We start from the raw sequence: 12,584 nt of genomic DNA, 5'->3' as shown, positions 1-12,584 counted from the left end.
GGTGGCCTCGTCGGCGGCCAGCCGCAGCGGCTGGGCGACGTCGTCCACGTTGTGCCACCAGATCCGCTCGCCGTCGGTGTCGATGTCGAGCAGGTCGCCGCCGCGGAAGGACGTGCCGCACATCGGCAGCACGTTGAGGTCGCCGATCAGCTCGCGCTCGGTGATCCCGAACGCCCGGGCCACCTCGGCGACCTCGGCGCCGGGGCGCTCGCGCAGGTAGGTGACCAGCGACAGCATCCGCCGCGTCTGATCGATGGCATTGCTCACGACTGAACCTCCGCGAGACCGGCGACGGCGCGCAGCCGGTCGATGACGTCGGCCCGCAGGTCCTCGGGGCCGATCACGATGACGTCGGGGCCGTACTCGGCGAGGTCGGCGCCCAGGCCGTTGCCGTACGGGATGTCCAGCTCGTCCCGGTCGGCGTCCACCGGCCGGGTGTCCAGGGCACGCTGGCGCAGCGGGTAGGCCGCGCCGCGGCGGACCTGCACCACGGCGGTGGCCGTCGCACCCTCGCCCGCGAACCGGGCGACCACGGCGCGCACGTCGACGTGCTCGGGAACGTCGCCGGTGAACGCGCCGGCCCGGGAGCGGACCTTGCCGGTGATCCGGGACAGCCGGAACACCCGGGCGGAGCCGCGGTCGCGGTCCCAGCCGGCCAGGTACCAGTGGCCGCGCCAGCACTCCAGCGCCCACGGCTCCACCGAGCGGGGCTCGGCGGTCGCGGCGCCGGCCTTGCGGTACTCGAAGGTGACCGGTCGCCGGTCGCGGGCGGCGACCAGCAGCGGCTCGAACGCCGCCTCCCGGCCGGGGATCCGCGGCTCCAGCGCGCCGTGCTCGCGCTCCTCGGCGAACGGGACGCCGGCGGCCCGCAGCTTCTGCAGGGCGCCGCTGGCCGCGCCGGACATCTTGGCCTGCTGCCAGACCCGGGCGGCGAGGGTGAGCGCGGCGGCCTCCTCGGCGTCCAGGGCGATCTCGGGGAGGCGGTTGCGGTCGCGGCGGGCCAGGTAGCCCACTTCGCCGTCGAGCGCGTTCTCGTCCACGTCGATGATCAGTCCGAGTTCGCGCAGGTCGTCCTTGTCGCGCTCGAACATCCGGTTGAAGGCGTCCTCGGAGCCCTGTTGCCAGGCCTCTCTGTACGCCTCGACGGATTCGCGCAGCTCTTTCTTGGAGAGCGGACGCCGGGTGTTCATCAGGCACAGGGCGAGGTTCATCAGCCGCTCTGCCTTGGCGATCGCCATCGCTGACCTTTCCTCCGATCGGGGGTGACCCGCCTGACCGTACCGGTACGGACACGCTGGGCGAAAGCCGAACCCCCGGCTCCGAGCGGAACCGGGGGTTCGGTGGTGCGTCCGAGGTCAGACGCCCAGCAGGTCCACCACGAAGATCAGGGTGGAGCCGGCCGGGATCAGCGGGCTCGGGGACTGGTTGCCGTACGCCAGGTGCGGCGGGATGACCAGCTCGCGGCGGCCGCCGACGCGCATGCCCTCGACGCCCTGGTCCCAGCCCTTGATGACGCGGCCCTTGCCCAGCGGGAAGCGGAAGGTCTGGCCGCGGTTCCAGGAGGCGTCGAACTCCTCGCCGGAGGCGAAGGTGACACCGACGTAGTGGACCTCGACGTTCGCTCCGGCCTTGGCCTCGGCGCCGTCGCCGACCACGATGTCGCGGATCTGGAGCTCGGTCGGGGCGTCGCCGCCCGGGAAGTCGATCTCCGGCTTGGTCAGGCTCACTGTTGCTCTTCTCGTTCGGTTGCGTGAACGCTGCTCATCCTAGACAAACGCGGCGGACGATCAGTCCTCGCCGCCGACGCCGGCGTCCAGGATGTCGATCACGAACACCAGCGTGGAGTTGGCCGGGATCGAGCCGCTGGCCTGGTCCTTGTAGGCCAGCGAGGCCGGAATGACCAGTTCGATGCGGCTGCCGATGTTCTGGCCGACGACGCCCTTGTCCCAGCCCTCGATGACGCTGCCGGCGCCGGTGGCGAAGGTGTACGCCTGGTTGCGGTCGAGCGAGGAGTCGAACTTCTTGCCGTCCTTGTACAGCGCGCCGGTGTACTGGACGACGACCTTCTCGCCGGTCTCGACCTTGCGGCCCTTGCCCTGGATCAGGACGTGCGACTTCAGCTCCGTCGGGTCGGGGACGCCGGGGACGGGGGTGATGTCGAACGGCTTCTTGCCGTTGTCCTTGACCTGCGGCATGTCGGCCGGCGGCGCGGTCATCTCGCCGCTGAGCACCGCGTCGGGCGCGGTGGCCTGCCGGATGTCGAGCACGAAGACCAGGCTGTCGGTGGCCGCGATGCCCAGCTGGCTGTTGCCCTGCGCGCCGAACGCGGCGGCCGGCGGGGCGACCACCAGCACCCGGCTGCCGGCCTTGTGGCCGGCGACGGCCTTGTCCAGCGCGGGGATCAGCTTGCCGGAGTCGGCCTGGAACAGCTGGGGCTTCCCGGCCTTCTCGTCGTACGAGCCGGGGATCTCCTTGCCGGTGTTCCAGTCCAGCGCGGTGTAGTCGATGGACACCCAGTTGCCCTTTTCGACCTTGGGGCCGCTTCCCGCGGACAGCTCCTTGACCACGAAGGTGCCGTCCGGCTTGTCCTGCGGCACCGTGATGGTCGCCTTGGAGCCGAAGTCGCCGGTCACCGTGGGCAGCGCCTTGGCGTTGTCCTTGATCGGCGGCACCGGATCCTGGCTGGGCGTGTCGGTGGCGGCGGGCTTCGCGTCGGACTTCGCGGCGGGCTTGCCGCTGTCCTTGTTGACCTCGTACATGGTGATCGCGGAGCCGATCAGCAGCACCGCCAGCACCGTGCCGAGGATCGCGCCGAGGCGGCCCGAGCTGCCCGGGTCCTCGGCGTAGCCGGCCTCCGACTGGTCGACCTTGCGCTGCGTGGAGGCGAAAACCTGCGGCGCCTCGCCGCTCCCGGCCGCGGGGCCCGGCGCCGGGTTGGCGGGCGGGGCCCAGCCGGCCTGGGTCAGCATCTCGGCGGGGACGACGATCGACTCGCGGTCTCCCGGCCGCAGCTGCCCGGTGTTGTCGGCCTCGTCCGGGCTCGACAGCTTCTCAGACATGACTCCCCATTCATCTCGCCCGACGACGCGTGTACCACTGGTGCGGGGCAGCAGTATGTCAGGTCGGCATGAGAGCCGGTCAGTCCGGTACTGGCCCCGCTGTCAGGTGTCGGTCAGACAGCTTCCAGGATGTCGATCACGAACACCAGGGTGGAGTTCGCCGGGATCGACCCGCTGGCCTTGTCCCCGTAGCCCAGCGACGGCGGGACGACCAGCATCACCCGGCTGCCCACGGTCTTGCCGACCAGGCCCTGGTCCCAGCCCTTGATCAGGCTGCCGGTGCCGACCTGCAGCGCCTGCGCCCCGCCGTGGTTCCACGAGGAGTCGAACTGCTTGCCGTCGGCCCACGTCACGCCGGTGTACTGGACCACCAGGGTCTGCCCGGACTTCACCTCGGGGCCGTCGCCCTTGATCAGCACGTACTGCTGCAGGTCGGCGGGCGGCTGCTCGCCGGCCGGGATGGTGATGGTGGGCGCGGCCTTGCCGTTGTCCTTGACCTGCGGGGCGTTCGCGGGCGGCTCGGTGACCGGCCCGGAGGCGGTGGAGTCCTGCGGCACCGACTGCATGATGTCGAGCACGAACACCACGGTGTCGTCCTTGCCGACGCCGAGCGCCGTCGAGCCCTGGGCGCCGAACCCGGCGGCCGGCGGGGCCACCACCACCAGCCGGCTGCCGACCTTCTTGCCCTCCACGCTCACGTCGAACGCCGGCACCAGCTGCCCGCTGCCCGCCTGGTACAGCTGCGGCTTGCCGCCGGAGTCGTAGGAACTGGTCAGGTCCTTGCCGGTCGTCCAGTCCTTGGCGGTGTAGTTGACGGTCACCCAGTCGTTCTTGTTGACCGTCGCCCCGGTGCCCTCGGTCTCGGTGCTCACCACGAACTGCCCGCTCGGCTGGCCGGCGGGCAGTGTGATCGTCGCCTTGGTGCCGAACTCCCCGCTGATCGTGGGCATCGGCGAGGCGGAGGCCACCGGGCTCGGCACCTCCGCCGGGGAGGCCGCCGACGAGGGCGTCGCCCCGGCGGACTTGCCGGAGTCGCTGCCGCACGCGGTCAGCAGCACGGCGGCGAGGGGAACGGAGAGCAGGCAGGCGATTCGACGCATGAGCTCAGCGTATGGCCCGATTCGTCCGGTCCGTCGGAGGCACTCTGGCGCGCCCCCGACGGACCGTCACCGTCACATCCCCGCGATCAGCTTCTCCACCCGCTCGTCCACCGACCGGAACGGGTCCTTGCACAGCACGGTGCGCTGCGCCTGGTCGTTCAGCTTCAGGTGCACCCAGTCGACGGTGAAGTCGCGGCGCTGCTCCTGGGCGCGCCGGATGAAGTCGCCGCGCAGCCGGGCCCGGGTGGTCTGCGGGGGCACCGACTTGCCCTGGAAGGTCAGCAGGTCGTTGGTGACCCGCTGCGCCTGGCCGTTCCTCTGCAGCAGGTAGAACAGGCCGCGGCGGCGGTGGATGTCGTGGTAGGCGAGGTCGATCTGGGCGACCCGCGGGTTGGACATCGTCATCTGGTGCTTGGCGCGGTACTTCTCGATCAGCTGGTACTTCATGATCCAGTCGATCTCGGTGCCGACCTTGCCGAGGTCCTCGGTGCGCACCGCCTCCAGGGTGCGGCCCCACAGGTCGAGGACGCGGGCCACGGTGCCCTCGTTGAGGCCCTTGCGGTCGGCGAACTCCAGTGCCTTGGTGTAGTACTCCTCCTGGATCTCCAGGGCGCTGGCCTCCCGCCCGTTGGCGAGCCGGACCTGGTGGGTGCCCGTCAGGTCGTGGCTGACCTCGCGGATCGCCCGGATCGGGTTCTCCAGCGTCAGGTCGCGCATCACCACGCCGGCCTCGATCAGGCGCAGCACCAGGTCGGTGGCGCCGACCTTGAGCAGGGTGGTGGTCTCCGACATGTTGGAGTCGCCGACGATGACGTGCAGGCGGCGGTAGCGCTCGGCGTCGGCGTGCGGTTCGTCGCGGGTGTTGATGATCGGGCGGGAGCGGGTGGTGGCGGAGCTGACGCCCTCCCAGATGTGCTCGGCGCGCTGGCTGACGCAGTACACCGCGCCGCGCGGGGTCTGCAGCACCTTGCCGGCGCCGCAGATCAGCTGACGCGTCACCAGGAACGGGATCAGCACGTCCGCCAGTCGGGAGAACTCGCCGTGCCGGGCGACCAGGTAGTTCTCGTGGCAGCCGTAGGAGTTGCCGGCGGAGTCGGTGTTGTTCTTGAAGAGGTAGACGTCGCCGGCGATGCCTTCCTCGTGCAGCCGCCGCTCGGCGTCCACCAGCAGCCCTTCGAGGATCCGCTCGCCGGACTTGTCGTGGGTGACCAGCTCGACCACGTCGTCGCACTCGGGGGTCGCGTACTCGGGGTGGGAGCCGACGTCGAGGTAGAGCCGGGCGCCGTTCTTCAGGAAGACGTTGCTGCTGCGGCCCCAGGAGACGACACGGCGGAAGAGGTAGCGGGCGACTTCGTCCGGCGACAGGCGGCGCTGGCCGCGGAAGGTGCAGGTGACGCCGTACTCGTTCTCGATCCCGAAAATTCGGCGGTCCATATGGCGACTCTTCTCTGTGGGAAGCTCCGTGAAACCCTTCGGTGCGGTGATGGATCGTCGGGCGGCCCGCCGGCAGGTGGCGGGTCGCGGGGCCTGTCCGGTCGGCCGGACAGGCCCCGACGCGGTCATTCGGTGGTGGTGCCTTCGTCCTCTTCGGTGGCGGCGCTCTCGTCGCCGCTGAGCAGCCGGGACAGCTGGCCGCCCAGGATGCGCTTGAACTTGCGCTGCTGGACCCGCTGGCGGTCGAGGACGGCGACCTCCAGCTGTTCGGGCGTCAGGGTACGGGGGGTGCCGCCGTTGGGGTCGCGGGCGAGGCCGTCGACGGCGAGCTTGAGCGCCTCGGTGAGGCTCAGGCCGGCCCGGTGGCGCTGGCCGAGGTAGTTGCCGATGGAGTCGGCGTTGCCGCCGACCACGACGGCGTTCTTCTCGTCCACCACCGAGCCGTCGGGGGTGAGCCGGTAGATCTGGTCGTCGGCGTCGGTACGGCCGACCTCGGCGACGATCAGCTCGACCTCGTAGGGCTTCTCCCCGACCGAGGAGAAGATGGTGCCCAGGGTCTGGGCGTACACGTTGGCCAGGCCGCGGGCGGTGACGTCGGCCCGGTCGTAGGAGTAGCCGCGCAGGTCGGCGTAGCGCACGCCGCCGATCCGCAGGTTCTCGAACTCGTTGTAGCGGCCGACCGCCGCGAACGCGATCTTGTCGTAGATCTCGGAGACCTTGTGCAGGGCGCGGGAGGTGTTCTCCGCGACGAAGACGATGCCGTCGGCGTAGGTGAGCACCACCACGCTGCGTCCGCGGGCGATGCCCTTGCGGGCGTACTCCGCGCGGTCCGCCATGGCCTGCTGGGGCGAGACGTAGAACGGCGTGGACACCGCCGGTCTCCCTTCGGGTGGTTGAGGCGGATTCAGAGCAGCGGGGCCTGCGGGCCGTTGGGGTGCTCGCGCCGCTGGTCGGTGATGGACACCGCGATCTCGGTGACCTCTTCCTCGCTGAGCCGGCGGAAGCCGTCCTCGGTGATCAGGGTGACGATCGGGAAGATCTTGCGGGCGAGGTCCGGGCCGCCGGTCGCCGAGTCGTCGTCGGCGGCGTCGTACAGCGCCTGGACGGTGAGGGTGGCGGCCTGCTCGCCGGTCATCCCCTCGTGGTAGAGCTTCTTCATCGCGCCGCGGGCGAACACCGAGCCGGAGCCGGTGGCGGCGAAGCCCGCCCGCTCCTCGGAGCGGCCGCCGGTGACGTCGTAGGTGAAGATCCGGCCGCGACCGAGGTCGAGGTCGTAGCCCGCGAAGACCGGGACCACGGCGAGGCCCTGCATGGCCATCGCCAGGTTGGACCGGATCATGGTGGTGAGCCGGTTGGCCTTGCCCTCGAAGGAGAGCACGGTGCCCTCGATCTTCTCGTAGTGCTCCAGCTCCAGCTGGAACAGGCGCACCATCTCGATGGCGAGGCCGGCGGTGCCGGCGATGCCGACCGCGCTGTACTCGTCGGCCGGAAAGACCTTCTCCATGTCGCGCTGGGCGATGACGTTGCCCATGGTGGCCCGGCGGTCGCCGGCCAGCACCACGCCGCCGTCGAAGACCGCGGACACGATGGTGGTGCCGTGCGGCGCCTCGATCGTCAGGCCCTCGGGCAACTGGCGCCGCCCCGGGAGCAGCTGCGGCGCGTGGCTGTCGAGGAAGTCGAGGAACGAGGAGGAACCGGGGGTGAGGAAGGCAGCCGGTAGACGCCCGGTGCCACTGAGGTTGGCTTCCACACGTGTCCTTCCAGATCGAAGATCCAAAGTTGGAGTTGTGCCCCGGACCCTACCCGTTCCGGGAGCCGGATCCACGTTTTCGGTGCCCTGCGGCAGAGAAGGCGAGGCCGCAGGCGCGCTCAGGGCACACCTGCGGCGCTCGCCGTGCTCTTTTCCGATGGAAAGGGGTTCGCCCCCTCTCACTCGCCGCCCTTCTGCACGAATCCGCGCACGAAATCCTCGGCGTTGGATTCCAGCACTTCGTCGATTTCGTCGAGTACCGCGTCGACGTCGTCGTTGAGCTTTTCCTGACGCTCCTTGAGGTCGTCCGAGGCCTGGGTTTCCGCGGCCTGCTCCTCGACCTCCTCGGAGGAGCGGCTGGCCCGCTGCTGGCCGCCGCCGGTGTCCTTCTCCGCCATTTTCCTCACCCCGCTCGCTCGGTGTTCCCGTAACAACGCTCGCTGCTCACCCGAATGATTCCCCGTCCGGGAATGTTCACCCGTGGTGATCGAAAAGTTACCCGCCGGAGAGGACGCGCACCAGATCCTCCGCGGTGCGGCACCGGTCGAGCAGTTCCTTGACGTGCGCCTTGGTGCCGCGCAGCGGCTCCATGGTGGGCACTCGCTGGAGGCTGTCGTGCCCGGGGAGGTCGAAGATGACCGAGTCCCAGGACGCGGCGGCCACGTGGTCGGCGTACTGCTCCAGGCAGCGGCCGCGGAAGTAGGCCCGGGTGTCGTCGGGCGGCTCGGACACGGCGCGGCGCACCTCGTCCTCGGTGAGCAGGCGCTCCATCCGGCCGCGGGCCTCCAGGCGGTTGTACAGGCCCTTCTCGGGGCGTACGTCGCTGTACTGCAGGTCGACCAGCTGGAGGCGGGGGCTGTCCCAGTTCAGCGCGTCGCGCTGGCGGTAGCCCTCCAGGATCTCCTTCTTGGCGATCCAGTCGAGCTGCCGGGACAGGCTCATCGGGTCGCGCTCCAGCCGGCCGAGTACGTCCTCCCAGCGGGCCAGCACGTCCATGGTCTGGTCGTCGGCGTCCTGCCCGAAGCGGTCCTCGACGTACTTGCGGGCCAGTTCGCAGTACTCCATCTGCAACTGGACGGCGGTGAGCTTGCGCCCGGAGCGCAGCGACACCAGGTGCTTCAGCTCCGGGTCGTGGGAGATCCGGTGCAGGGTGCGCACCGGCTGGTCGACGGCGAGGTCGACGGCGATGAAGCCGTCCTCGATCATCGACAGGACCAGTGCGGTGGTGCCGAGCTTGAGGTAGGTGGAGATCTCGGAGAGGTTGGCGTCGCCGATGATGACGTGCAGCCGGCGGTACTTCTCGGCGTCGGCGTGCGGCTCGTCGCGGGTGTTGATGATGGGGCGCTTGAGGGTGGTCTCCAGGCCGACCTCGACCTCGAAGTAGTCGGCGCGCTGGCTGATCTGGAAGCCGTGCCCGCCGCCCTCCTGCCCGAGCCCGACCCGGCCCGCGCCGCACACCACCTGGCGGGAGACGAAGAACGGCGTGAGGTGGCGGACGATGTCGGCGAACGGGGTGGCCCGCTGCATCAGGTAGTTCTCGTGGGTGCCGTAGGAGGCGCCCTTGTTGTCGGTGTTGTTCTTGTAGAGCAGGATCCGCTGCCCGTTGGGCAGCTCCAGCGCGCGGGCGGCGGCCTCGGCCATGATGCGCTCGCCGGCCTTGTCCCACAGCACCGCGTCGCGCGGGTTGGTGACCTCGGGGGACGAGTACTCGGGGTGCGCGTGGTCGACGTAGAACCGGGCGCCGTTGGTGAGGATGACGTTGGCCAGCCCGATGTCCTCGTCGGTGAGCTGGCTGGCGTCCGCCACGTCCCGGGCCAGGTCGAAGCCCCGGGCGTCGCGCAGCGGATTCTCCTCCTCGAAGTCCCAGCGGGCGCGGCGCGCCCGGTGCATCGCCGCCGCGTACGCGTTGACGATCTGGGACGAGGTGAGCATGGCGTTGGCGTTGGGGTGGCCCGGCACGGAGATGCCGTACTCGGTCTCGATCCCCATCACGCGCCGTACGGTCATGCGGCCCTCCAGACCCTGTCGGTACTGCCGGTGCAGACGCGCCGTCCGGCTGCGGGACTGTGCCGAGCACCGCAGCCGGACGGATGGATCGCGTACTACAGGTACTGCCCCGTGTTGGCGACAGTGTCGATGGAGCGACCGGACTCGGCGCCCTGCTTGCCGGTGACCAGGGTGCGGATGAACACGATCCGCTCGCCCTTCTTGCCGGAGATGCGGGCCCAGTCGTCCGGGTTGGTGGTGTTGGGCAGGTCCTCGTTCTCCTTGAACTCGTCCACGCAGGCGGCGAGCAGGTGGGAGACCCGCAGGCCGCGCTGGCCGTGGTCGAGGAAGTCCTTGATCGCCATCTTCTTCGCCCGGTCGACGATGTTCTGGATCATCGCGCCGGAGTTGAAGTCCTTGAAGAACAGCACTTCCTTGTCACCGTTGGCGTAGGTGACCTCCAGGAAGCGGTTCTCCTCGGTCTCCGAGTACATCCGCTCGACCACCGACTGGATCATGGCGGCGACGGTGGCGGGCACCGAGCCGTCGTGCTCCTTGACGTCGTCGGGGTGGAACGGCAGCGAGTCCTTGAGGTACTTGGAGAAGATGTCCTTCGCCGCCTCGGCGTCCGGCCGCTCGATCTTGATCTTGACGTCCAGGCGGCCGGGCCGCAGGATCGCCGGGTCGATCATGTCCTCGCGGTTGGAGGCGCCGATCACGATGACGTTCTCCAGGCCCTCCACGCCGTCGATCTCCGCCAGCAGCTGCGGGACGATGGTGTTCTCCACGTCCGAGCTGACGCCGGAGCCGCGGGTGCGGAACAGCGACTCCATCTCGTCGAAGAACACGATGACCGGCGTGCCCTCGCCGGCCTTCTCCCGGGCCCGCTGGAAGACCAGGCGGATCTGCCGCTCGGTCTCGCCCACGTACTTGTTGAGCAGCTCGGGGCCCTTGATGTTCAGGAAGTAGCTCTTGCCCTGCGGCCGGCCCGTCACCTCGGCGACCTTCTTGGCCAGCGAGTTGGCCACCGCCTTGGCGATCAGCGTCTTGCCGCAGCCGGGCGGGCCGTACAGCAGCACGCCCTTGGGCGGGCGCAGCTCGAACTCCTTGAACAGGTCGGCGTGCAGGTAGGGCAGCTCCACCGCGTCCCGGATCTGCTCGATCTGGTTGGACAGGCCGCCGATCTGCCGGTAGTCGATGTCCGGGACCTCCTCGAGGACCAGTTCCTCGACCTCGGACTTCGGGACCACCTCGTACACGTACCCGGAGCGCGGCTCCAGCAGCAGCGCGTCGCCCGCCCGCAGGGTCAGCTCGCGGAGCGGCTCGGCGAGCCGCACCACCCGCTCCTCGTCGGTGTGCCCGACGACCAGCGCGCGGTCGCCGCCCTCCAGCACCTCCTTGAGCGTGACGATCTCGCCGATCCGCTCGAACTCCATCGCCTCGACGACGTTCAGCGCCTCGTTGAGCATCAGCTCCTGGCCGCGGCGCAGCTCGTCCAGCTCGACGCTGGGGCTGACGTTGACCCGGAGCTTGCGGCCGCCGGTGAAGATGTCGGCCGTGCCGTCCTCGTTCTTCTCGAGGAAGACGCCGAACCCGGCGGGCGGCTGGGCGAGCCGGTCCACCTCCTCCTTGAGGGCCACGATCTGGTCGCGGGCCTCGCGCAGGGTGGCGACGAGCCTCTCGTTCTGGGCGGTCACACCGGCCAGGTTGGTCTGCAGCTCGACGATCCGCTCCTCAAGCACCCTTGAGCTGCGCGGAGAATCGGCGAGCCGGCGTCGAAGCACAGCGATCTCCTGCTCGAGGTAGGAGACCTGCGCGGCCTCGTCGGACCCCCGTGCGGGCCTGCCGGCGCTGCGGTCGTAGTCGTCATCGTGGGCTGCCACGGTCCTCACCTCCTCCTGGGGGAGCTGGACGACCCAAACCTACCTGGGACCAGGGTCATGTAAACCCCTAGATCAGAAAGATGGATCGGGCGTGTCCGATGTTCGCCCTGCGCGCTTCCCCTCTGACAGAGGAGATGCCCACCCCTCAACGGTTCAAAGCAGCGCGGATGTATCGTGACAGGAATGTCCCCGAATGCGGGGCAACCGGAGCAGAAACGGCAGGGGCAATGGCGGGGACTGGCGAGGCACTCGAAGTCTGGATCGACCAGGATCTGTGCACCGGGGACGGGATCTGTGCGCAGTACGCGCCCGAGGTCTTCGAACTCGACATCGACGGACTCGCCTATGTGAAGGGCGAGGACGACGAGTTGCGCCAGCAGCCCGGCGAGACGGTGCCCGTCCCGCTGACGCTCCTCAAGGACGTGGTCGACTCGGTGAAGGACTGCCCGGGCGACTGCATCCACGTCCGCCGGGCCTCCGACGGCGTCGAGGTGTACGGCCCGGACGCGGACTGACGTTCCGTCAGGCGGTGTGGGCAGGGGTCCGGGTCTCGGCCCTCGTCCACCCGCGGGCGGACTGCTTCCACACCAGCTCCACCACGACGTCCGGCGAGAACCGCGGCACGTCGTCGGACGAGTAGCCGCGAGCCGCTCCGCGGATCGAACCGTCGGAGCGGATCGTCAACTCGGTGAGCGTGTAGCCGTCGCGGTCCGAGAGCAGCTCGACCGGCCGGCCGCCGGCGCCCTCCACCACGAACACCTGGTCCGGCGGGGTCCCCATGTCGGCCTGGCAGTGCCCGGCGAGAACCGCCAGCGCCTTCCCGTCCACCACCGCGGCCGCCTTCAGGCTCACCGCGACCGGGAACGGCCCGCACTCCATGGGCAGTTGGACCTTCGACAGGTCCACCTCCGGCACCACCGCCCCGGCCTGACGACTCGTCACCACCGCCCCGGTCGCCGACGTCGCCCCCAGCGCCCCGCCCACCACGGCGGCACACCCCGCCGCGACCAGCACCCAGTGCTTCAACCCCGACCGTGCGTGCACCGCAAACTCCCCTCTCCGTGCGGGCATTTTCGCACATGGGGGGACACGTGCCCGACGGCAGGTGGGCAACGAGAACCCGGAGCGCGGGGCGGTGCGGAAAACGGAAGGCACCCGTCCGCAAGGTCGCGACACGGGCAATGACTTGCCGTTGATCGCGATCCTGCCGACGGGTGCCGGTTGCTCGTGCCTCGGTGGCTCAGCCCAGTTCGCGGGCGTCGTGCGCCGCGGCCTCGCGCTGCGCCTTGCGGACCGCGGCCCGCTCCGCGAGCGTGAGCTCGGGCTCCGTCACGTCGTAGTCCTCGCCGTAGGCGCCCTTCGCGGGCCGGCG

At 69.9% G+C, this 12,584-nt stretch carries 12 protein-coding genes and 2 pseudogenes; 1 reads left to right on the top strand and 13 read right to left on the bottom strand.

Annotated features, from left to right (window positions below; all coding sequences use genetic code 11):
- From IEZ12_RS38825 to arc, 11 genes and pseudogenes are all read right to left on the bottom strand, one after another.
- Positions 1-237: pseudogene (locus IEZ12_RS38825) on the bottom strand (WYL domain-containing protein); the annotation flags it as partial.
- Positions 238-263: 26 nt separating this feature from the next.
- Entirely contained in the window at positions 264-1,238 is a 975-nt protein-coding gene (locus IEZ12_RS21025; RefSeq protein WP_189273559.1) for a helix-turn-helix transcriptional regulator, read from the bottom strand.
- Positions 1,239-1,355: 117 nt separating this feature from the next.
- Complete coding sequence (locus IEZ12_RS21020; protein WP_189273557.1) at positions 1,356-1,727, bottom strand: FKBP-type peptidyl-prolyl cis-trans isomerase; 372 nt, start codon at positions 1,725-1,727, stop codon at positions 1,356-1,358.
- Positions 1,728-1,787: 60 nt separating this feature from the next.
- On the bottom strand, positions 1,788-3,059 hold the full coding sequence (locus IEZ12_RS21015; RefSeq protein WP_189273555.1) for an FKBP-type peptidyl-prolyl cis-trans isomerase: 1,272 nt from the start codon (positions 3,057-3,059) through the stop codon (positions 1,788-1,790).
- 113 nt (positions 3,060-3,172) lie between these two features.
- The gene (locus tag IEZ12_RS21010; RefSeq protein ID WP_189273553.1) at positions 3,173-4,159 is read right to left on the bottom strand and encodes an FKBP-type peptidyl-prolyl cis-trans isomerase; all 987 of its coding nucleotides are present in this window, start codon (positions 4,157-4,159) and stop codon (positions 3,173-3,175) included.
- Between the two features lie 72 nt (positions 4,160-4,231).
- Positions 4,232-5,593 carry a Pup--protein ligase gene (pafA, locus tag IEZ12_RS21005; RefSeq protein WP_189273551.1) on the bottom strand — a complete coding sequence of 454 codons (1,362 nt, stop codon included), beginning with the start codon at positions 5,591-5,593 and terminating at the stop codon, positions 4,232-4,234.
- Between the two features lie 125 nt (positions 5,594-5,718).
- Entirely contained in the window at positions 5,719-6,465 is a 747-nt protein-coding gene (prcA, locus tag IEZ12_RS21000; RefSeq protein WP_100584711.1) for a proteasome subunit alpha, read from the bottom strand.
- Positions 6,466-6,497: 32 nt separating this feature from the next.
- Positions 6,498-7,343 (bottom strand): proteasome subunit beta, encoded by an 846-nt coding sequence (gene prcB, locus IEZ12_RS20995; RefSeq protein ID WP_189273549.1) that lies wholly within the window; start codon positions 7,341-7,343, stop codon positions 6,498-6,500.
- A 179-nt stretch (positions 7,344-7,522) separates the two neighbouring features.
- Positions 7,523-7,741, bottom strand: a complete 219-nt coding sequence (locus IEZ12_RS20990) for a ubiquitin-like protein Pup (protein ID WP_189273547.1) — start codon at positions 7,739-7,741, stop codon at positions 7,523-7,525.
- Between the two features lie 97 nt (positions 7,742-7,838).
- On the bottom strand, positions 7,839-9,350 hold the full coding sequence (gene dop, locus IEZ12_RS20985; protein ID WP_100584713.1) for a depupylase/deamidase Dop: 1,512 nt from the start codon (positions 9,348-9,350) through the stop codon (positions 7,839-7,841).
- Between the two features lie 95 nt (positions 9,351-9,445).
- Positions 9,446-11,212, bottom strand: a complete 1,767-nt coding sequence (gene arc, locus IEZ12_RS20980; protein ID WP_043911512.1) for a proteasome ATPase — start codon at positions 11,210-11,212, stop codon at positions 9,446-9,448.
- A gap of 227 nt (positions 11,213-11,439) precedes the next feature.
- Between arc and IEZ12_RS20975 the strand changes: the two genes are divergently transcribed.
- Positions 11,440-11,727, top strand: a complete 288-nt coding sequence (locus IEZ12_RS20975) for a ferredoxin (RefSeq protein WP_043911509.1) — start codon at positions 11,440-11,442, stop codon at positions 11,725-11,727.
- Positions 11,728-11,734: 7 nt separating this feature from the next.
- Here the strand turns inward: IEZ12_RS20975 and IEZ12_RS20970 are convergent, their stop codons facing one another.
- Complete coding sequence (locus IEZ12_RS20970) at positions 11,735-12,256, bottom strand: hypothetical protein (protein WP_189273544.1); 522 nt, start codon at positions 12,254-12,256, stop codon at positions 11,735-11,737.
- 196 nt (positions 12,257-12,452) lie between these two features.
- A pseudogene (locus IEZ12_RS38820) lies at positions 12,453-12,584 on the bottom strand (tRNA (adenine-N1)-methyltransferase); the annotation flags it as partial.

This window comes from Kitasatospora griseola (assembly GCF_014648555.1).
Classification (GTDB): Bacteria; Actinomycetota; Actinomycetes; order Streptomycetales; family Streptomycetaceae; genus Kitasatospora; species Kitasatospora griseola.
This window is presented reverse-complemented; position numbering and strand designations above follow the sequence as displayed.